Here is a 21,043-nt window from a genome sequence, read left to right on the forward strand (position 1 = left end):
AGTTTCACATCCCCGACGTCCGACGGTGTGGCGCACCAGACAAAGTCCGGGCGAAACCGCCCCGAACCACCGGTTTTGTCGGATTCTTGATAACGGGGCGCCGCAGCCGGGTAGCGTGGCGACCCGCGAGGTGGTATCGACCGCAGCGCCCATTTTTGCCCGCCGACCACCAGGTCGAACAGGCCGACGGGAAGTAGAGCACGGAGTTTGGTCACCGACGTCATCGATGTCAGCGCGGATTTCACCATCGCGCGTCAAGCGTTGTGGGATGTGCTGCTCGATCCCCAGAGTTACCCGAGAATGTTCACCGGGATCGGCAGTTGCGAACCGGTGGAACGCCCCGACGGCGCGGTCCACTGGCAGGTGCGGGTCGGCTCGGCGAGCGGCGGAATGCGAACGCACGAGTTCATTCTCGTCATCGGCCGCTGGTACGAGAGTTTCGAACTGCGCAGCCCGGTGCTCGGCAGCTTCGCCGCGATCCGGTTGCGCGGTGACCAGGAGCGAACCCGCCTCGAAATCACCCTCTTCGCTGTCGCGCGGGTCCATCCGCTCGTCGAGCAGGGCGGCAACTCGCTGGTCACCGACTGGGTGAAGGCGGGGCTGCGCCGCACCTCGGACGCGATCGCGGGGACTCGTTCCTCGGTGGTGGTCAATGCCGAACGGTCGGTGGTACGCCGCAATGCCGGGGTGGCGCGCAGCATCGCGGCCACCGGGCTGATGCGGCCCGAACCGGTGTCGATGGTGAAACAGCTTCGTTCCCTGTCGAAATGGGGTTTCAACCTGGCCGGTGGTTACGCGGCGGGTGCGGCCTACGAACCTGATCGGCCCGCGCTGATCGATGCGCTCGGGCGGCGCACCTTCGCCGAGGTCGACGCTCGATCCACGGCGCTGGCCGCCGCGATGTACTCGATCGGCCTACGCAAAGGCGACGCCATCGGCCTGCTGGCGCGCAATCACGCGGGCATGGTCGAAACCATGGTCGCCGCGGGCAAACTCGGCGTCGACGTGGCACTGCTCAATGCCGGACTGTCGGGGCGCCGGATCGAAGAGATCGTGCAGCGGCACCGGCTGAGCGCGGTCTTCGTCGACGGTGCGCTGGAAAAGCTGATCCGCTACCTGCACAGCGAGGTGCCGCGCTACACCACCGACGACTGCCCGCCCGATCCGGATCGCACGACGATCGACGACCTGATCGCCCAGGCGCACAACGACTTTCCGATCCCCGCCCATCCGGGCAGGCTGATCGTGCTCACCTCGGGCACGAGCGGTTCACCCAAGGGTGCGCGCCGCCCGCACGCCAAGGGCTTCGGCACCATCGCCGCGCTGCTCTCGCGAATCCCGCTGCGGGTCGAGGAGGTCATGCTCATCCCCGCGCCGCTGTTCCACACCTGGGGTCTGGCCGGGTTGCAGCTCAGTACGGCCTTGCGTGCCACCGTGGTGTTGTCGGACGGTTTCGATGCGATGGACTGCCTTCGCGCGGTCGCCGAACATCGGATCACCACGTTGATCGTGGTTCCGACGATGGTGGAACGCCTGCTCGAGGTGCCGGCGGAGGTCCGCGCGGGCTTGGATCTGACGAGCCTGCGCTACGTGATCAGCTGTGGGGCACCGCTGGCCGGAGCCACCGTGCTGCGATTCCTGGACAGCTACGGCGACCTGCTCTACAACGTGTACGGCTCGACCGAGGTGTCGTGGGCCAGCGTCGCCACCCCCGACGACCTGCGGGTCTCACCCACGACCGCGGGCAGGCCCCCGCTTGGCACCCGGGTGGCGGTGCTCGGCCCCGATCTACGTCCGGTGCCGGTCGGCTCCGTCGGGCACATCTTCGTCGCCAACCACATGCTCTTCGACGGCTACGTCAACTCCGCGCCGCCGGAGGAGGCCGACGGCATGCTCGACACCGGCGACCTCGGATACCTCGACGCCGGTGGCCGGCTGTTCGTGGCGGGTCGCGACGACGAGATGATCATCTCCGGTGGTGAGAATGTCTTCCCGCGCCCGGTCGAGGAGGCCCTCGCGCATCTGCCGCAGATCAGCGAGGTGGCCGTCGTCGGCGTTCCCGACCGGGAGTTCGGTCAGCGGCTGGCCGCGTTCGTGGTGAAACGCGAAGGGGCGGGCCTGGATTCGGACATGGTGCGGACCTATATCCGCAACCGCCTCAGCCGATTCTCCGTTCCACGCGACGTGACATTCCTGTCGGCGCTGCCACGAGGGGAGACCGGCAAGATCCTCAAACGGGTGCTCGTGCCGGGGTCACCGCTGAGCGAGTAGCAATCCCACCGCGCGCGCGATCCTGGCCGACGCCTGCTCGCCCGACAGCCCCCGCCGATCCTGCAGATGGTGGCGCGCAGGCCAGGCGAGGGCGCCGTCGACCAGATCGAGGAGTTCGTCGTCGAGCACACCGTCGGATCGGGACAGTTCGGGTGCGAACAGCGCGGCCAGCACGGCGCGGATGCGTTCGTCGGTGCGGCGCATCCGCGCGTCGATCGCGGTGATCGATCGGGATTCCTGCAGACCGGGCAGCCGTGGCACGCGCTGCAACGCGAAGATCGCGGCGCTCTGCCGGACCGCGATCGTGATCCGTTCGGCCAGGTCAACCGACGGATCCGGGGTGACAAGGCACGCTTCGACCAGCTCGGATTGGCGTTCGGCCGCCGCCACCAGCAAGGCCTCGCGGTCGGGGAAATGCACGAAAACGCTGCGTTCGGAACTGCCTGCCCGTGCGGCGATCGTGCGCGCGGTCGGTGCGAAATCGCCCGCGGTGATGGCCGCGAGCAGTCCGTCGATGATGGCTTCGCGGGTTTTTGCCGGATCCCGCCGACGCGGCGAGCGCGACTCTCTCGCGCTCGCCGCTGCGGCCTCGTGCCCCGATCTCATCGGACCATCACAGCACAGTCCGGTCGCCGATGACCTACTTGCTCAGGTCCGGTGCGGTCCGGTTCATCACCGAATGCTTGCGCGAATAGGCGAAATACACGATCAGGCCGACGGCGAGCCAACCGGCGAACCGCGCCCAGGTCTCCCACGGCAGCGACCAGATCAGGTAGGCCGAGAAGCCGATTCCGATCAGCGGGATCACCGGCATGAGCGGCAGTTTGAACGAGCGCGGGGCGTCGGGCCTGGTGCGTCGCAACACGATCACCGAGATACACACGACGATGAAGGCCATCAGGATGCCGATATTGGTGAGTTCGGCGACGGTGTTGATCGGCAGCACGCCGGCCAGGATCGCCGCGCCGAACCCGACGATCCAGGTGACCCTGGTGGGCACCTTGCGGGTGGGGTGGGTCTTGGCGAACCAGATGGGCAGCAGCCCGTCGCGGCTCATCGCGAACCACACCCGGGTGACGCCGAGCATGAAGGTGAGTACCACGGTGATGATGCCGACGATCGCGCCGACCGCGATGATGTTGGCGACGCCCGGCATCCCGACCGACTCGAACGCGGTGGAGAAACCACTGGTTGGGCTGATCTCGGTGTACTTCTGCATGCCGGTGAGCACGAGTGTGCACAGGACATAGAGCACCATGGCGATGGCGAGGGAGTAGATGATCGCCTTGGGCAGATGCTTGCGCCCGTCGATGGATTCCTCGGCCGCGGTGCTCATCGCGTCGTAACCGAACACCGCGAAGAACACTGTCGCCGCGCCCGTCCACACCGCACCGGTGCCGTACGGGAAATAGGGGTCGTAGTTGGCGCTGTCGATGTGGAACACGCCTAGGTTCTGTCTCGAAATGAGTGATGGGGTGGCACCGCGCAGCGGCGCCACCCCATCAGCATGTTCGACCGAAGCTGTTGCCCGCGTTGGCATATAGGTGAGGCCTCCGGTATTCGGATTAGCGACCAAGCAAATCTGAATAGCACCGGAGACCTCGTGGCCAGCCTAGCGGTGGCGGGGCGAGCGGACCTGACCGATGCCCAGTGGGCGAGGCTGGAGCCGTTGCTGCCCCGCGGTAAGAAGGCGGGACGCCCGCCGAAATGGACGAAACGCCAGCTCATCGACGGGATCCGGTGGCGGTGTCGTGTCGGGTCGCCGTGGCGAGACGTTCCGGCCGAATACGGGTCCTGGCAAGCGGTGTATGGACTGTTCCGCCGGTGGCAGCGGGCCGGGTCATGGGCCGCGATCATGCGATCGCTGCAGGTCCAGGCCGACGCAGCTGGAGTGATCGACTGGCAGATCAGTGTGGATTCCACGATCGCGCGGGCTCACCCGCATGCTGCTGGCGCCCGCCGCGACAGCGGCGGGCAATCCGAACCACCGGCCGGTCCAGGGGAATCCGAGCCGGCCGATCACGGGCTGGGGCGTTCGCGGGGCGGGTGGACCAGCAAACTGCATCTGGCGTGTGACCAGGGCTGCCGTGTGCTGTCGGTACTGGTCACCGCAGGTCAAGCCGGTGACAGTCCGCAGTTCACCGCAGTGCTCGATGGCATCGAGGTGCCGAAACTCGGTGGCGGGCGGGCACGAGTCCGCCCTGAGCGGGTGTTGGCCGACAAGGCCTATTCCAGTCGAGGTAACCGGGAATGGTTGCGCCGTCACGGGATCAGGGCAACGATCCCGGTCCCTGCCGATCAGGTTGCGCACCGTCGCCGTCGTGGCAGAGCCGGTGGTCGGCCCCCGGCGTTCGATGCGGTGCTCTACCGTGACCGCAACGCTGTCGAGCGGGGTATCAATCAGCTCAAACAGCATCGTGCGGTGGCTACCAGGTTCGACAAACTCGCTGTCCGCTACCAGGCCACGATCCATATCGCGGTGATCAACCAGTGGCTCAGGCACTCGTGAGAGCGGGCCTGCGGGCCGCCCTCACGACTTCGAGACACTGCCTAGCACCACGATGAGCACGACGAGGGCGACCTTGATGCCGACCGCGACCGTCTCGAACCGGCCGACACTGCCGATACCGCGCGAGAGCACCCACGCGGTGCCAAGACAGAACAGCACCGCGAACAGATCGACCACGCGGCCGTCGCCGGTATCGGGCGCCCCGAGCATCCACTCCGGCAGGGTCAGCCCGACCTGGTCGAGGAGGAACCCGAAGTACCCCGAGACACCGATCGCGACCACCGCCGCCACCGCGATGTATTCGAGCAGCAGATCCCAGCCGATGAACCAGCCCGCGAGTTCGCCAAGCGATACGTAGCCGTAGGTGTAGGCCGAGCCCGCTTTCGGGACCATGCCCGCGAATTCGGCATAACACAGCGCCGCCGCGGCGCTGGCCACACCGGCGATCAGAAACGAGATCAGCACCGCCGGACCGGTGACCGAATGCGCGACCGAGCCGGCCAGGGTGAAGATGCCCGCGCCGATGATGCCGCCGACGCCGATGGCGGTGAGCTGCCAGAGACCGAGCGATTTCGCCAATCGCTCGTCACTGGGTATCTCGTCGTCGACCTCGGTCATCGGTTTGCGGCGCAACATCTGGGTGCGCAACTCTGCGAAAGACATTCGCGTTCCTTCCGTCGGCGCACACCGCCGCACAGCGATGCGCACACCAGCCGTATAGGCCATGCTCTGCTGAGTACACCGCCATGCCGGTGGTGTGGAGGCCGAGAGTGAATATTGTTCTGCGGTATTACTCGAACGGATAGCCGGTCGTCATCCGCGTCCACCGAGCAGCGCCCGCAGGAAGAAGCCGACATTGGCCGGTCTTTCGGCCAGTCGACGCATGAAATAGCCGTACCACTGGTCACCGTAAGGGACGTAGACGCGAACATGGTTGCCCGCGGCGGCGAGTCGCTGCTGTTCATCGGCCCGAATGCCGAACAGCATCTGATACTCGTACTCCTCGGTCTTGCGTTGGGCCGCCTGCACGCCCACCCCGGCCGCGGTGATCACCGCCGGGTCGTGCGAGGCGATCATCGGATACCCCGCGCCCGCGGTGAGCACGCCCAAACACCGCATATACGAGGCATCGACCTCGGCCCTGTCGCGGAAGGCGACCGACTCGGGTTCGTCATAGGCGCCCTTGCACAGTCTGATTCGCGACCCGGGGCCTGCCATGGTGCGGCAGTCGTCCTCGGTGCGGCGCAGGTAGGCCTGCAACACGGTGCCCAGCCACGGGTAGTCGGCGCGCAGCTCGCGCACGATCGACAGCGTCGAGTCGGTGGTGGTGTGGTCCTCGGCATCGACGGTGACCCACACGCCTGCGGCTTCGGCGGCGGCGCAGATCTGGCGGGCGTGCTCGCGGGCGATCGCGTGACCGTCACTCGGCAGTGCCTGTCCGAGTGCGGACAGTTTTACCGAAACCTCCAGTGGCCGAACAGCGCCCGGCGCCACGTCGGACTGGGGGAGTGCGCCGAGCGCGGTGATCAAGGTCCGATACTGCGCGACGGTCGCCGCGGCGCTTGCCAGGTCGGTGGTGTCCTCGCCCAGATAGTCGATACTGACGAAACGCCCTGAGCGCAACAGTGATTCGGTGGCCCGCACCGCCTGCTCGGTGGTCGTGCCCGCGACGAAGCGGGCCACCACCGCCCGGCTGACGGGCAGTCGGGTGATGGTGCGTTCCAGCCGGGGCGAGCGCGCGGCGGCGAGCATGGCCGAGCGAAGCAGCGCGGGCATCAGTTCGCCTCCGGTGCCTGGTGGGGGTAGCTGTGTTCGGTCGGCGGAACGAAGGTCTCCTTGATCGTGCGCGCGGAGGTCCAGCGCAGCAGGTTCTGTGGGGAACCGGCCTTGTCGTTCGTGCCGGAGGCGCGGGCGCCGCCGAACGGCTGCTGGCCGACGACCGCCCCCGACGGCTTGTCGTTGATGTAGAAGTTGCCCGCGGCGAAGGCGAGCCGATCGGTCGCCTCGGTGATCGCGGTGCGATCCTGGGCGATGATCGAGCCGGTGAGGCCGTACGGGCTGCCGCCGTCGACGAGGTCCATGGCGTCGGCGAAGGCGGTCGGGGTGCTGTCGTCGTAGACGTGCACCGCCAGGATCGGACCGAAGTACTCGGTGCGAAAAACCTCATCGAGGGGATCGTCACCGACCACGATCGTCGGGTCGACGAACCAGCCGACACTGTCGTCGCTGTGTCCACCTGCCACCACGGTCAGGCTCGGTGTCGCCTTGGCGCGCTCGAGTGCGGCGGTATTGCGGTCGAAGGCATGTCGATCGATCACTGCCCCACCGAAATTCGTGAAGTCGGTGACATCGCCGTAGCGCAGGTTCGATGTCCGTTCGATCAGGTCGTCCGACATGGTCGCCCACACCGAGCGCGGAATGAACGCACGCGAGGCGGCCGAACACTTCTGGCCCTGATAGTCGAACGCGCCGCGCACCAGCGCGGTGGTGAGCACCGCCGGATCGGCGGACGGGTGCGCGAGTACGAAGTCCTTGCCACCGGTCTCACCGACCAACCGGGGATAGGTGCGGTACCCGTCCAGTCGCTGCGCCACCTCCCGCCACAGGTGCTGGAACGTGGCGGTCGATCCGGTGAAGTGCACGCCGGCCAGCCGCGAATCGGCGAGCACGACATCGGAGATCGCCGGGCCGGCTCCGTTGACCAGGTTGATCACCCCGGGCGGCAGTCCGGCGGTCTCGAGCAGCCGCATCGTCAGATAGGCGGCCACGGCCTGGCTCCTGGCCGGCTTCCACACCACGGTGTTGCCCATCAGCGCGGGCGCGGTGGGCAGGTTGCCCGCGATCGCGCTGAAGTTGAACGGGGTCACCGCGTAGACGAACCCCTCCAGCGAGCGGTACTGCATCCGATTCCACACACCCGGCGAGGAGATCGGCTGCCCGGCGAGGATCTCGCGGGCGAACGAGACATTGAACCGCCAGAAGTCGATCAGTTCGCACGGTGCGTCGATCTCGGCCTGATAGGCCGACTTCGACTGCCCGAGCATCGTCGCCGCGGCGATCTTCTCGCGCCACGGACCGGCGAGGAGGTCGGCGGCGCGCAAGAAGATCGCGGCCCGATCGTCGAACGGCATGGCCCGCCAGGCAGGTGCGGCGGCGTTGGCGGCGTCGACCGCGGCGGCCGTTTCGGCGGCACCGGCGTCGCGCAGGGTGCCGAGGACGGCGGCGTGGCGGTGCGGTTGGACCACGTCGAAGGCGGGGCCATCGCCGGGAAGATGGCGGCCGCCGATCACGTGGCTGATCTCGGTGGGGGAGGCGGACAGCTCGGCGAGCGCGGTCTGCAGGCGACTGCGTTCCGGGCTGCCCGGAGCGAAGGTGCCGACCGGTTCGTTGACCGGCGGCGGGGTGGTCGCGATGGCGTCCATGAGTGCGGCTCCTGCGTCGTGGCGGATAGCGGGATGTGACGTAGTCAACTCCGATCCGCACGAGCGATAATCATCTGATCGGATGAAGATCTGGGCAGTGCTTTGTCCGATCGACCAACAACGGAGGTGTTCGATGTCCGACGGGGCCACAACGCTGCGCGAGTTGCTCGCCGCCCTCGACCACACCGTCGCGACGCTCGTCGACGCGCCTGCGGGTCACGAGGTCGAGGTGCGGACGGTGGCACTGGCCGAGCCCGCTGACCTGCCCGAACACCTCGACAGTGAAGGCACGCTGCCCGAGGTGTACCTGCTCGTCGGAGTCGATGCCGCGGCCACCGCGCGCTGGTTGCGCAGGATCGGCGACCGCGACCAGGCCCAGCGACCGCGAGTGCTGATGACCAAGAGCGCCAACGACTCGCCCGCGGTGCGAGCCGCCGCGCACGCCGTCGGCATCGCGCTGGTGCACGTGCACCGGCAGGCGCGCTGGGATCAGGTGTTCTCGCTGATCCGCCGGATGCTGGCCCGCTCGCCCGGCCAGCGCGCCGCGTCCGACGAGCACGACCTGCTCGCCCCCGACACCGACCTGTTCGGGCTGGCTCAGGTGCTGGCCAAGGAAACCGGCGGCATGGTCTCCATCGAGGACCCGCAGTCACGCGTGCTGGCCTACTCGGCCTCCGACACGTCGGCCGACCAATTGCGCATCCAGTCCATTCTCGGCCGGGAGGGCCCGGGCGACTACCTGCGGATCCTGCGGGAATGGGGTGTGTTCGATCGGGTGCGGTGTAGCGACGAGGTCGTCGACGTGCCGGAACACCCCGAGCTCGATATCCGTCGTCGGCTCGTCGTCGGCATCCGGCGTGGTGCCGACGGCGCGCAGTCCAGAATGCTCGGCACCATCTGGTTGCAGCAGGGCACCGGGCCGTTGCGACCCGACGCGGCGCAGGTGTTGCGTGGTGCGTCGGCGGTGGCGGCTCGGATCATCGCGCGACGGCTGGACGCGCCGTCGACCGAGGCGTTGCTCGTGCGCCGGTTGTTCGGCGCCCACGGTGACGGCGTCGACGTGCCCTCGGTCGCCGCCGCGCTGAACCTGTCGACGGCCGGTCCCGCCGCGGTGATCGGTTTCGCGCCGGTCGGTCCCGCCGCCGAGCTGGCCGCCTCCAGCGGCTTGATCCGCTTGCACGCCAGTGCTTTCCGCGAGGATTCGGTCACCGAGTCGCTCGGCGAGCGGGTCTATGTCCTGCTGCCCGGCTACCACTCCGAGCGCAGCGTCGGTTCGTGGGTGCGCAAGCTGGTCGCCCAGCTCGAGCAGACGCGCGCCCTGGTGGTGCGGGCTGCCATCGCCGCACCGGTGGCCGGTCTCACGGCGGTCGCGGGTGCGCGCGCGGAAGTCGACCGGGTACTGGACAGTCCGGTCGCCGATCCTGCGGGCAGCCGGGTCGCCACGCTGGCCGATGCCAGGACCGCGGTGCTGTTGGCCGAGATCACCGAGCTGATCCGCGAGCGCCCGCGCCTGCACGATCCACGCCTGGCCGCGCTCGCTGCCTACGACCGAACCCACGCCGCTGACCTGCGAATATCAGTGCAGGCGTATCTGCGCGCGCACGGGGAGGTGCGCGTCGCCGCGGCCACGTTGCGCGTGCATCCGAACACGCTGCGCTATCGGCTGCGGCGGGTGGAGGCCGTCCTCGGCATCGATCTGAGCGATCCCGAGGATCGGCTGTTGCTCGACATCCAGCTGGCCGCGCTGCCGAATATTTCGATTGCGCAGAACTGACACAGCTATTGCAGTTACTCTGCAATAGCTGTCCGAGGTGGACGGTGGTGGAGTGAAGGAGCAAAGGTGAAGAGTTCAGGCGGAGGTCGCGGCGGGCTGTCGCGGCGCGGGATGCTGGGTGTCGGCGTGGGTGCGGCCGCGGCGGTCGCGGTCGGTGCGACCGTCACCGGTTGTGGTGACCAACCGAGCGGAGTCAACCCCTCGGGCACCCAGACCGAGCCGACGAAAGCCATCCTGGATGCCAACCGCGCCCTGGCCGACACCTTGCCGTTCGGCGACACCGCCGACTTCGCCGATGCCGACCGCGGCTGGATCGCCTCGCTCGAACCGGGCAAGGTGACCGATCCCTCGGGGAAAGTGGTGTGGGACAGCGACTCCTACGACTTCGTCGCCGGCTCCTGTCCGCAGTCGGTGAACCCCAGCCTGTGGCGGCAGGCCCAGCTCGTCGTCAAGCAGGGCCTCTACGAGATCGCGCCCGGCTTCTATCAGGTCCGCGGTATCGACCTGTCGAACATGACCTTGATCGAGGGCGATACCGGGGTGATCGTCATCGATCCACTCATCTCGGCCGAAACCGCGGCGGCCGGCCTCGCGCTGTACCGCAAGCATCGCGGCGATCGACCGGTCACCGGCCTGATCTACTCCCACGCCCACGTCGACCATTTCGGTGGCAGCGCCGGTGTGATCACCCCGCAGGATGTGGCGGCAGGCCGCTGCCCGGTGATCGCGCCGTCGGGTTTCCTCGAGCACGCGGTCGCGGAGAACATCTACACCGGCACCGCGATGGCACGCCGCGCCGCCTACATGTACGGGGCCGCACTGCCTCGCGGGGCGAAAGGCCAGGTGAGCGCGGGTCTCGGCCCGACCACCTCGGTCGGTACCGTGAGCCTGATCCCGCCGACCCTCGACATCACCCGCACCGATCAGGAGGAGATCGTCGACGGCGTGCGGATGGTCTTCCAGCTGACCCCGGGCACCGAGGCGCCCGCGGAGATGAACTTCTACTTCCCCGACCGCCGCATCCTGTGCATGGCCGAGAACGCGACCCACACCATGCACAACATCGTCACCCTGCGCGGCGCGCTGGTGCGCGACCCGCATGTCTGGTCGAAATATCTCACCGATTCGATCAACCGCTACGGCCGCAAGTCCGATCTGGTGTTCTCGTCGCACCACTGGCCGATCTGGGGCACCGATCGGATCGTGGAGTTCCTGTCGCTGCAGCGCGACATGTACGGCTACCTCAATGATCAGACGCTACGTCTGCTGAATCAGGGGTATGTCGGCGCCGAGATCGCCGAGATGGTGCAGATGCCGCCCGCGCTGACGGCGTCGTGGTCGACGCACGGGTACTACGGCTCGGTGAGTCACAACGTCAAGGCGGTCTATCAGCGGTACATGGGCTGGTTCGACGGCAACCCGGCGCACCTGTGGGAACACCCGCCGGTGGAGAACGCGCGCCGCCACGTCGAGGCGATGGGCGGTGCCGACGCGGCCCTGCAGACGGCGCAAAAGGCCTACGACGCCGCCGACTACCGCTGGGTTGTGCAACTGGTGAACTACGTGATCTTCGCCGACCCGACCAACAAGACCGCAAAAGACTTGCAGGCCAGTGCCTTCGAGCAACTCGGTTACGGCGCGGAGACCGCCACCTGGCGCAATTTCTACCTCAGCGGCGCCCATGAACTGCGCAACGGTTCCTTCGGCACGCCGACGACGGCGAACTCCGCCGCGATGGCCGCCGCGCTGAGCGTGGACCAGGTGTTCGACGCGGTGTCGCTGCGGATCGACGGACCCAAGGCGTGGGAGGTCCGGATGACCGTCGACTGGCGGATCAGCAACGAGAACAACCGCATTCATCGCACCGAGCTCCGCAACGGCGTGCTCGTGCACTACGACCGATTCCCCGGTGACAACCTGCCCGCTCCTGACGCCACCGTCGCGCTGACCCGCCAGGTCCTGATCCGCACCCTCGTCGGCGGCGCCGACCTGAAGAAGGGCGTGACCGACGGTGACATCGCCATCGACGGCGATGCCACCGCACTGACGAAGCTGCCCGGCGTGATCGACAAGCCGGACCCGAACTTCGCCATCGTCACGCCGTAACGACGGTCAGGTCCCGGTCGGTACCTCGCCGACGGCCTTGGCCGGGTCGATCACGCCGAACACCTCGCCCTGGGGCGCCTGCAGAATCCCCATCCGGCCGAACGGGCTGTCGTCTGGGCCCATGATCACCGAGGCGCCCAGTTCGGTTGCCGTGGTCAGGGCTGCGTCGGCGTCGTCGACCTGGATCCAGGTGAGCCAATAGGGCGGGGTGTTCAGGGCCGAGGCGTCCATCATGCCGCCGACCTCGTGGCTGCTGTCATCGGCCGACGCGAAGGTGGAGTAGATGAGGTTCACCCCGTCGCCGATCTCGGTGTACTGCCAGCCGAACACCTTGTTGTAGAACTCGTGCGCTCGGTCGTAGGCAGGGGTGTGCAGTTCGTTCCAGCAGTAGGCGCCGTGCTGGTTGAAGATCCCGGAGCCGTTGTGTGCCTTGGCTTCCCACACCCCGAACACGCCGCCCGTCGGATCGGCGGCGATGAACATCCGCCCCACGTCGAGCACATCGAACGGTGGCATGAACACCTGTCCGCCCGACTTGCTCACCCGTTCGGCGATCTCGTCGGCGCGCGCCGCGGCGAAGTAGGTGGTCCACACCGACGGCATCCCGCCCATGCCTTCGGGTTTCGGGCCGATGCCCGCCGCCGGGCGGCCGTCGAGCGTGGCCATGAGATACCCGCCGGCTTCGGCGGGACCGTCCTGGACTTCCCAGCCGAACAGCGCGCTGTAGAAGTCGCGGGCGGCGGTGGTGTCGTCCACCTGACAGTCGATCCAGCAGGGAGTTCCCTGCGGCCAAGCTTCCTCGCGTGTCGGCATTGTCGAACGTCCTCCTCGGCGATGGATGAAGACCGGCCCCAACGGCGCCGGTGGGAGCCAGTCAACCATCAGCCACCGACAAGAACGAGCAACCGGAACCCCGCTGAACTGGAACAACGTGTGTTCACAGCGACAGTCCGAGCTGGCCGACGCTCGCCTGGCTAACTCGTTACCCCTGTTATGGTTTCCGCGCCGATCGTGCGGTGGCTCGGTCAACTGTGGAGACGAACGAACCGGTCGGGAGCGATTCATGGTGGGAAGAAGTTCGGAACGCGGGTTCGTCCGGATCCTGGTGACGATCCTCGCGGTGGTCGTCGTGCTCGGCTGCGGCGGTGGTCCGGCAGGCGGTGAGCCCCCGGACGCACCGTCCGCGCAGTGGACCGCCCTGCACGACGGGCCGGGCGCCTACCCCGAGGTGCGGGTGGAGCGCGGCGTCGAGCTCACGATGAGCGACGGCGTGGTGCTCAAGGCCGACGTGTACCGCCCCGCCGACGCCGCGGGCGTGATCGAGCAGAAGCCGCTTCCGGTGATCGTGAGCCTGACGCCCTATTCGAAACTCATGACCGGACTGATCGAATCGGCCGCCGCGATTCCGGGCCTGCAGTCCACCGCCGTCGACATCGTGCGCAGGCTGAACCTGTCCACCACCCCGATCAGCGGTTTCGGTGATCTCATGCAGGCACTCGACGGCGGCATGATCCAGACGATGCTCGGTGTCGACCGCAAACTCGTCAGCGCCGGCTACACCGTCGTCGTGGCCGACGTGCGCGGAACCGGACTGTCGCAAGGCAAATGGGACACCCTCGGTGCGCGTGAACAACTCGACACCCGCGAAGTGATCGACTGGGCGGCGCGTCAACCGTGGTCGAACGGGCGGATCGGCATGAGCGGCGGCTCCTACTCCGGTATCAACCAGTTGCGCGCCGCCGAGAACGCCCCGCCCGCGCTGCAGGCGATCTTTCCGGTGGAGCCCGGCAGCGATCTCATGCGTGACGTGGTCGCCCCCGGCGGCGGCGTCGGCACCACCTTCCTGCCGCTCTGGCTGAATTCGGTCAACCAGCTCAAACTCGTCCCCGACGTGGCCTCCATGGTCGACGGCAGCTTCGACTGGACCTGGTTCAACGACCGGCTCGCCGACCCGACCACCAACTTCGACCTCCTCGCCCAGTCGCTGCTCACGCCGTCACTGTCGAACATGCCGCCCGCGCTCGACGGCGCGCTCGACGACACTTCGGCGTTCCGCGAGGCGATCATGGGCCATCCCGAGAACGTCACGGTGCCGACCTTCGTCTACGGCGGCTGGCACGACATCTTCGCCAACAGCGCCACCAAGCTCTACGAGCAGATCCCGTTGCCCGCCGGGCGCAAACAGCTCATCGTCGGCGACACCTATCACGCCAATCCCGGTGCGGGAACCGGTGTTCCGGGCGCGCCACCGCGTTTGGACGTGCTGCAGCGAGCGTGGTTCGACAAGTGGCTCAAGGACATCGACAGCGGCGTCGAGGAATTCGGGCCGGTCACGGTGAAACAGCAAGGCGGCAGCTGGGTGACGCTGCGTGAGTTCCCGCAGCCGGGCGTCACGCATCGCCGCGTCTACCTGTCCGCCGCGCCCAGCGGCAGCACCGAGGACAGCCTGCACGACGGATCGCTCAGTGCCACCGGGCCGACCGCTACCGAAACACTCACCGTCGCGCCGGGGTTGAACCAGGTCTGCTCGCGTGACGCGGCACAGGGTTCGGCGGGCATGACGGCCGCCCTCGATACCTGCGCGAAGGACTCCCGCATCGCCGAACGCAACGGCCTCACCTTCACCAGCGCACCGCTGACCGAGCAGACCGTGATCTCGGGCCCGATCAATGTGCGGCTCAACACGATCCATGACGCCACCGACGGGTTCTGGAACGTCACGGTCAACGATGTCGCACCCGACGGGACCTCGACGGTACTCACCACCGGCCAGCTCACCTCGTCGATGCGAGCCGTCGACGAACGCCGCAGCGCGCGCTCGATCAACGGCGACTTCACCGCCCCCTTCAACCCGCTCACCGTCGACCGGCTGCTCCCGGTGGAACCCGGCGCGCCCATCGACATCGACGTCGCGGTGATCCCGACCCAAGCGGTGCTGGTGCCGGGACATCGCCTGCGCATCGACGTGTTCGCGGGCAACGCGCCCAAGGCGTTGCCGTTCCGGCCGATGCTGAACGCCAGCGGCCTCGAGCCCCAGCACGTGCGTCTCGATCCCGCGGCGCCGAGCTTCGTCAACCTGCCCACCGACCGCCCGATTCCGTGATCGTCGTCGGGTGCGTTGCCGCCGCCGCTACCCTCGATCGAGCAGGCACGCTGTGATTCGGACGAGGAGGGCGCTGTGGTCGAACCTGTCATCGTGGTGATGGGGGTGTCGGGCTGCGGGAAGACGACCGTCGGCGCCCTGACCGCCGACCGGCTCGAAGTCCCGTACGCCGAAGGTGACGACTTCCATCCGCTGGCCAATATCGAGAAGATGGCCGCGGGTATTCCGCTCACCGACGAGGACCGGCTGCCCTGGCTCGACACCGTCGCGCAGTGGCTCGCCGAGCATCAGACCGGCGGGGTAGCCACCTGTTCCGCGCTGCGGCGCGGCTACCGGGACCGACTGCGAGCGAAGGCCCCGAATACCTACTTCGTGCACCTGGCCGCCACCCGCGAGGAACTACTGCGCCGGATGACCGGCCGACTCGGTCATTTCATGCCGACGATCCTGCTGGACTCCCAGCTCGACACCCTGGAACCGCTACAAGACGACGAAGCGGGCGTCACCCTCAACGCGCTGCAGCCGCCGAGTGTGCTCGTCACCGAGGCCGTCGACTACTGGATCGCCGATCACCGCTGAAGCAGCGGATGCAGCTCTTCGACCGGCGCCAGCATCAGCATCGCGCCCACGACAAGGGCCGCCAGGCAGACGGCGGTGAAGAACAACACCCAGAGCACCGCGGGCAGGTGCGTCAACCGGGCGAGCTGATCGGCGTCGGAATCCGTGCGCCCCGGCTGCCTGCGTCGGCCGCGCTGCAGTTCGAAGACCGGCCGCACCGCGGCGGCCAGCAGAAACCAAGCCGCCAGATACGCGAACGCGGCCTGCAGCAGATCCGTGCCGAACCACGACACCCCGAACACCAGCGCACCGAGCACCACCACGGTGAGTAGGCCATACATATTGCGCACCTTGATCAGCACCGCGGCCAGCATCACCAGCGTCGCCCACAGCATCACGGTGACCCGGCCCGTCCCGAGCAGTGCCGCGTAGCCGAGCCCGAGCAGCGCGGGCGCCGGATACCCGGCGGCCGCGGTGAGGATCATGCCTGGACCAGTCGGTTTGCCGCTCGACACGGTCAGCCCCGACGTGTCGGTGTGCAGGGTGATCGCGTGCAGCCTGCGCCCGGTGAGCAGCGCGATCAGCGCATGCCCGCCCTCGTGTGCCACCGTGACCGCTGCCCTGGTCAGCCGCCATAACGGCCGGTAGCCGACCAAGATCAACGCCACCGCCGCGGTGGCGAGCACCAACCACCAGGCGGGTGCGGGCTGGGGAGCGAGGAGACGGTCGAGCAGCGTGCTGGCGGATCCGGTGTTCACCGTCGCACTTTAGCCGTGCGCGGGCGAGCGCGGAGGTCCGCGTTGAAACCTGTGCCGGGTGGGCGCCGGGTCGTACCCGCGAGACGCTCGGTGGCGGCCGGTCAGAATCGTCCACGTGCATCTCCATTGTGCGAGTGAGGTGTTCGATACCGCACCGCGCATTCACGCACTGTCCCCGTTGCGGTCCCGGTCGTGGTAGCAATTGGGCATGCCGATGCGCCCTCACCGCTGGACTCCGCCGCGCCCCACCGCTCGTGCGCGCCAGACCCACAGCGACCCGCCGATGCCGCCGATCCGACTGTTGCCGCTGCCGAGCAAGGGCCCGGAGGACGTCGTGGTGCTGCCCGACGGACGGATCGCCACCGGCACCGACGACGGCGCGATCTGGCGCGTCGATCCGGCGAGCGGCACCGTCGAGCGGATCGCCGACACCGGTGGCCGAGCGCTGGGCATGCACGCCGATGCCGACGGTTCCCTGCTGATCTGCGTGGCGGGTCGAGGAATTCTGCGGCTGGCCGAGCCGGGCGCCGAACTGGAGGTCGTCGTCAGTGAGATCGATGGGGAACCAATCATGTTCCCCAGCAATGTAGTTCGCGACGACGACGGCACCATCTACTTCTCGATCAGCTCGCGGCGGTGGCCGTTCGAGGAGTGGATGACCGACATCCTCGAACATTCCGGCAGCGGCCAGCTGGTCCGCCGCCATCCGGACGGACACCTCGAAGTACTCGTCGACGGCCTCCAATTCGCCAACGGCGTGGTGCTCGCCCCGGACCGATCCTGCGTGCTGGTCGCCGAGACCGGTTCCTACCGGATCACCCGATACTGGCTGACCGGTCCGCGCGCGGGCACCACGGACTACCTCGCCGAGAACCTGCCCGGCTCACCCGACAACATGTTGCTCGGCAGCGACGGCCTGGTCTGGGTCGGCATCGTCTCGCCACGTAACCCATTGCTGGACAAGCTCTTCCCGCTCCCCGGCATCGTGCGACGCATTGTCGACGCGCTGCCAGAGGCCCTGACACCCGCGCCCGTCCGCTCGGTCTGGGTGCTCGCGCTCGACTTCGACGGGACCATCGTGCACGACCTCCAGCGCGACGGCACCGACTACGCGTTGGTCACCGCGGTCGCCGAACACGACGGCGCCCTCTACCTCGGCAGTCTGTCCGAACCCGCGCTCGCGGTGACCTCGGTCCCGACCACCTGACCGCGCCGAGCGGCGGACGGCACCGGATGGTCCGGTTCGAGGGCGGGCAGCCCGTCGATGCTGGTGGAGTTGTCGCCGGCGATGCGGCGGGCGAAGTCGGCGTCGGTGCGGCGGCTGTGCGCCTCGTCGAGGATGGAGCGCTCCTCGACGAGCTCGAATTTGGGCACCGACCAGCCACACGAGTCGGCGATCCGGTCCACCGAGATCGTCACCACCGAGCGGATGCCGGTGTGGCCGATGCCGAAATGCTCACGCAGTGTGTCGAATTCGTCGGAGTCGGGGCGAACGACGCGGCCGGCACCGAAGAGTCGCAGGATGCGGGTGGTGCGGGTGAACGAGCAGAACATCACGGTGATCCGGCCGTTGTCACGCAGGTGCGCGATCGTTTCCGAGCCGCTGCCGAACAGATCGAGGTAGGCGACGGTGTGGTCGTCGATCACGGCGAAGGTATCGCGATAACCCTTGGGGGAGACATTGACATGGCCCCCCTCCGACGGTGCGGTGCCGATGAAGAACATCGGCTGTTCGGTGATGAATGCCCGCAACTTGTCGTCGATCCGCTCGAACACCTTGCCCATGACGCACTCTCTCCGGTCCCGCCATTCGGCGGGCTCCCCGCATTCACTGTATCGACCGGACGACCCGGATCGCGGTTCGGTTCACGGTGAGATTTACCGCAGACGGCGACGGCGCCCACCGTCTGCGGGAGTCCCTGGCCGCCAGGGCATTCCGGCTGCACTGAGTTTTCTCAGCCGTTGATCGCCTTCTTCGTCAAGTCGAGCGAGCGGATGCGGGCGTCGAGGTCGTAGACCAGGGTGTTGAGCATGAGTTCGTCGGGGGAGGTGGCGTCGAGCAGTTGCGCGGCCTGAGCGCGCACGGTCTCCGGCGAACCCTGCAACTGCCCGGCCTTGCGCTGCGCCGCGAAATGGCGTTCGGCCTCGTTACCGGGAAATCCCGCGGCCTGTTCGGGCGTGGCCAGCGCCTGCGGACGGCCCGAGCGCAAGTTGGCGAAGGCGAGGTCACGCGGTGCGGCGAGGCGATCGGCCTCGGCATCGGTGTCGGCGCAGATCACCGAGGCGGCCACGATCGTGTACGGCTCGCTCAGCGTCGGCGACGGCCGGAAATTGTCGCGATAGAGGTTCAGCGCGGCGACGGTGTTGTTCGGCGCGATGTGATGGGCGAACGCGAACGGCAAGCCGAGCACCGCGGCCACCTGCGCGCTGTAACCACTCGACCCGAGCAACCACACCTCCGGTTCGGCGCCGAGGCCGGGGCTGGCCACGATCCCGTTCGGGTCGGCGCCGCGGAAGAAGCCGATCAGCGCGGTGAGCTCCTGGGGAAACGCGTCCCCACCGAGTCCTTCGGCGCTGCGACGCAGTGCGCGCGCGGTCACTGGATCGGTGCCGGGTGCGCGTCCGATCCCGAGATCGATCCGTCCGGGATGCAGCGACTCGAGCGTGCCGAACTGTTCGGCCACCACCAGCGGCGGATGGTTGGGCAGCATCACCCCGCCGGAACCGACCCTGATCCGCGAGGTGGACGCCGCCAGATGCGCGAGCACCACCGCGGGCGCCGCGCTCGCGATGCCAGGCATGTTGTGGTGCTCGGCCACCCAGAATCGGTGAAAGCCCTGCTCCTCGGCGTGCTGGGCGAAGCGCGTCGTCGCGTGCAACCCCGCGCTCGCCGTCGCATCGGATTGCACCGGTGCCAGATCCAGAACCGACAGCGTGACGGCGCTCATGAGCCTCCTCGAGTGTGTATTGCCCCTACGGAGGCCAACCCGCGCCGGGCCGCCGGTATTTCCGCGTGCCGGTGGGGGTGACACCGGCCACGGTAGCCGGGCGGTAGCGTGCACGACTGATCGACGTGACGGAAGGACTGTTCCATGTCAGCTGATGGCCCCGGCCTCACCACCGATGCCGCCCAGGCGCCCGATTCGACGGCTGGATCGGAGGGTTACGAGCGCGGCCTCAACCCGCGCACCATCCAGATGATCGCCATCGGCGGCGCGATCGGCACCGGCCTGTTCTACGGCTCCGGTGCGGCGATCGAGCAGGCAGGTCCGTCGCTGATCCTGGCTTACCTCGCCGCGGGTATGGCGATCTTCGTCATCATGCGGGCACTCGGTGAACTGCTCACCTACCGTCCGGTCTCCGGCAGCTTCGCCGAATACGCCCACGAATTCCTCGGCCGTTTCGCCGGGTTCGCGACCGGCTGGTCATATTGGGCGGTGTGGGTCTCGACCTGCATGGCCGAGATCACCGTCGCGGGCCATTACGTCCAATACTGGTTCGACATCCCGCAGTGGGTGACCGCGCTGGTCGTGCTCGCGGTGCTGTTCACCGCGAATCTGATCTCGGTGCGGTTCTTCGGTGAGGGCGAGTTCTGGTTCTCCGCGATCAAGGTCACCGCGATCCTGGCGATGATTCTGATCGGCATCGGCGTGCTCGTCTTCGGATTCGGCCACGCCGCCGACCCCACGGTGACCAACCTGTGGGCCGACGGTGGCATGTTCCCGCACGGCTTCGGCCAGACCCTGCTGGTGCTGCAGATCGTCGTGTTCGCCTACGTGGGTGTCGAACTGGTCGGTGTGACGGCAGGTGAGGCCCGTGACCCGAAGACCACCTTGCGCAAGGCGATCAACACCCTGCCGTTCCGCATCGGCCTGTTCTATGTGGGTGCGCTCGTGGTGATCATGTCGGTGGCGAGCTGGCGCAGCTTCCACGCCGGCCGTAGCCCGTTCGTCGAGGTCTTCGAACAGATCGGTATTCCGGCCGCGGCCGGGATCATCAATTTCGTGCTGCTCACCGCGGCGTTGTCCTCATGTAACTCGGGGATCTACTCCACCGGCCGGATGCTGCGCAGCCTGGCGCTGCGCGACGAAGCGCCCGCGCAGTTCGCGACCCTGAGCAAGCAGTCGGTGCCGTTCACCGGTATCTGCGCTTCGGCGGGTGCGATGGTGATCGGCGTGCTGGTGAACGCGATCTCGCCGGACAAGGCCTTCGCCTACATCACCTCGGTGAGCACCGTCGGCATCATCGTCGTGTGGAGCGTGATCCTGGTGTGCCACACCAAGTACCGGGCCAAGGTGCGTGCGGGTGAGTTGCCCGCCAGCGACTACCGACTGCCCGGCGCTCCCGTGACCACGTGGGCCGCACTGAGTTTCCTCGGCCTGGTCGTGGTGCTGTTGCTGTGGACCGATGGTGGACGCACCGCGTTGGTCGTCGGCGCGGTCTGGGCCGCGCTGGTCTGCGCGGGTTACTACGCCTTCGTCCGCCGCCCCGCGGTGCGCACCGGGTAGCCCGTTTGCTGGAAAGCCGCTGGCAGAGAGCGGT

15 protein-coding genes and 2 pseudogenes are annotated in these 21,043 nt (G+C 67.8%); 8 read left to right on the forward strand and 9 right to left on the reverse strand.

All coding sequences use genetic code 11. The annotated features are described in order from the left end of the window. Nucleotides 1-207 precede the first annotated feature (207 nt). On the forward strand, nucleotides 208-2,271 hold the full coding sequence (locus ACQHI0_RS09225; protein WP_427907515.1) for an AMP-binding protein: 2,064 nt from the start codon (nucleotides 208-210) through the stop codon (nucleotides 2,269-2,271). Here the strand turns inward: ACQHI0_RS09225 and ACQHI0_RS09230 are convergent. Together ACQHI0_RS09230 and ACQHI0_RS09235 are read right to left on the reverse strand one after the other, a co-directional pair. Further along, on the reverse strand, nucleotides 2,254-2,877 hold the full coding sequence (locus tag ACQHI0_RS09230; protein WP_427907516.1) for a TetR/AcrR family transcriptional regulator: 624 nt from the start codon (nucleotides 2,875-2,877) through the stop codon (nucleotides 2,254-2,256). The two genes, ACQHI0_RS09225 and ACQHI0_RS09230, sit on opposite strands and share 18 nt — an antisense overlap. A gap of 34 nt (nucleotides 2,878-2,911) precedes the next feature. Further along, a pseudogene (locus ACQHI0_RS09235) lies at nucleotides 2,912-3,721 on the reverse strand (amino acid permease); the annotation flags it as partial. Between the two features lie 153 nt (nucleotides 3,722-3,874). On the opposite strand from ACQHI0_RS09235, the gene ACQHI0_RS09240 reads away from it, so the two are divergent. Continuing rightward, complete coding sequence (locus ACQHI0_RS09240) at nucleotides 3,875-4,780, forward strand: IS5 family transposase (RefSeq protein ID WP_427903100.1); 906 nt, start codon at nucleotides 3,875-3,877, stop codon at nucleotides 4,778-4,780. Between the two features lie 39 nt (nucleotides 4,781-4,819). Here ACQHI0_RS09240 and ACQHI0_RS09245 read toward each other — a convergent pair. From ACQHI0_RS09245 to pruA, 3 genes and pseudogenes are all read right to left on the reverse strand, one after another. Continuing rightward, nucleotides 4,820-5,443, reverse strand: a pseudogene (locus tag ACQHI0_RS09245) (amino acid permease); the annotation flags it as partial. 150 nt (nucleotides 5,444-5,593) lie between these two features. Further along, on the reverse strand, nucleotides 5,594-6,556 hold the full coding sequence (locus ACQHI0_RS09250; RefSeq protein ID WP_427907517.1) for a proline dehydrogenase family protein: 963 nt from the start codon (nucleotides 6,554-6,556) through the stop codon (nucleotides 5,594-5,596). Further along, a complete protein-coding gene (gene pruA, locus ACQHI0_RS09255) occupies nucleotides 6,556-8,202 on the reverse strand; it encodes an L-glutamate gamma-semialdehyde dehydrogenase (RefSeq protein WP_427907518.1) in 1,647 nt (548 codons plus the stop codon). The genes ACQHI0_RS09250 and pruA overlap by 1 nt, the downstream gene beginning before the upstream one ends. A gap of 133 nt (nucleotides 8,203-8,335) precedes the next feature. Here pruA and ACQHI0_RS09260 point away from each other — a divergent pair, with 133 nt between their 5' ends. Continuing rightward, entirely contained in the window at nucleotides 8,336-9,976 is a 1,641-nt protein-coding gene (locus tag ACQHI0_RS09260; protein WP_427907519.1) for a PucR family transcriptional regulator, read from the forward strand. Between the two features lie 111 nt (nucleotides 9,977-10,087). Further along, nucleotides 10,088-12,082 (forward strand): alkyl/aryl-sulfatase, encoded by a 1,995-nt coding sequence (locus tag ACQHI0_RS09265; RefSeq protein ID WP_427909121.1) that lies wholly within the window; start codon nucleotides 10,088-10,090, stop codon nucleotides 12,080-12,082. 6 nt (nucleotides 12,083-12,088) lie between these two features. Here ACQHI0_RS09265 and ACQHI0_RS09270 read toward each other — a convergent pair whose 3' ends face one another. Further along, nucleotides 12,089-12,838, reverse strand: coding sequence for a VOC family protein (locus tag ACQHI0_RS09270; RefSeq protein ID WP_427907520.1), 750 nt, complete (start codon nucleotides 12,836-12,838; stop codon nucleotides 12,089-12,091). Nucleotides 12,839-13,145: 307 nt separating this feature from the next. Here ACQHI0_RS09270 and ACQHI0_RS09275 point away from each other — a divergent pair, with 307 nt between their 5' ends. Both ACQHI0_RS09275 and ACQHI0_RS09280 read left to right on the forward strand, forming a co-directional pair. Beyond that, nucleotides 13,146-15,185 (forward strand): CocE/NonD family hydrolase, encoded by a 2,040-nt coding sequence (locus ACQHI0_RS09275; RefSeq protein ID WP_427907521.1) that lies wholly within the window; start codon nucleotides 13,146-13,148, stop codon nucleotides 15,183-15,185. A gap of 99 nt (nucleotides 15,186-15,284) precedes the next feature. Continuing rightward, the gene (locus ACQHI0_RS09280) at nucleotides 15,285-15,764 is read left to right on the forward strand and encodes a gluconokinase (protein ID WP_427909122.1); all 480 of its coding nucleotides are present in this window, start codon (nucleotides 15,285-15,287) and stop codon (nucleotides 15,762-15,764) included. Here ACQHI0_RS09280 and ACQHI0_RS09285 read toward each other — a convergent pair. Next, on the reverse strand, nucleotides 15,755-16,501 hold the full coding sequence (locus ACQHI0_RS09285) for a M50 family metallopeptidase (protein WP_427907522.1): 747 nt from the start codon (nucleotides 16,499-16,501) through the stop codon (nucleotides 15,755-15,757). The genes ACQHI0_RS09280 and ACQHI0_RS09285 overlap by 10 nt on opposite strands. A gap of 208 nt (nucleotides 16,502-16,709) precedes the next feature. On the opposite strand from ACQHI0_RS09285, the gene ACQHI0_RS09290 reads away from it, so the two are divergent. Continuing rightward, nucleotides 16,710-17,708, forward strand: a complete 999-nt coding sequence (locus ACQHI0_RS09290; RefSeq protein WP_427907523.1) for an SMP-30/gluconolactonase/LRE family protein — start codon at nucleotides 16,710-16,712, stop codon at nucleotides 17,706-17,708. On the opposite strand, the gene ACQHI0_RS09295 is transcribed toward ACQHI0_RS09290, so the two are convergent. Both ACQHI0_RS09295 and ACQHI0_RS09300 read right to left on the reverse strand, forming a co-directional pair. Further along, on the reverse strand, nucleotides 17,651-18,286 hold the full coding sequence (locus ACQHI0_RS09295; protein ID WP_427907524.1) for a pyridoxamine 5'-phosphate oxidase family protein: 636 nt from the start codon (nucleotides 18,284-18,286) through the stop codon (nucleotides 17,651-17,653). The two genes, ACQHI0_RS09290 and ACQHI0_RS09295, sit on opposite strands and share 58 nt — an antisense overlap. 170 nt (nucleotides 18,287-18,456) lie before the next feature. Then, nucleotides 18,457-19,449, reverse strand: a complete 993-nt coding sequence (locus ACQHI0_RS09300) for an LLM class flavin-dependent oxidoreductase (protein ID WP_427907525.1) — start codon at nucleotides 19,447-19,449, stop codon at nucleotides 18,457-18,459. Between the two features lie 144 nt (nucleotides 19,450-19,593). On the opposite strand from ACQHI0_RS09300, the gene ACQHI0_RS09305 reads away from it, so the two are divergent. Further along, nucleotides 19,594-21,009 (forward strand): amino acid permease, encoded by a 1,416-nt coding sequence (locus ACQHI0_RS09305; RefSeq protein ID WP_427907526.1) that lies wholly within the window; start codon nucleotides 19,594-19,596, stop codon nucleotides 21,007-21,009. Nucleotides 21,010-21,043: the final 34 nt, after the last annotated feature.

Origin of the sequence: Nocardia sp. FBN12 (assembly GCF_050320175.1) — a bacterium.
Classification (GTDB): domain Bacteria; phylum Actinomycetota; class Actinomycetes; order Mycobacteriales; family Mycobacteriaceae; genus Nocardia.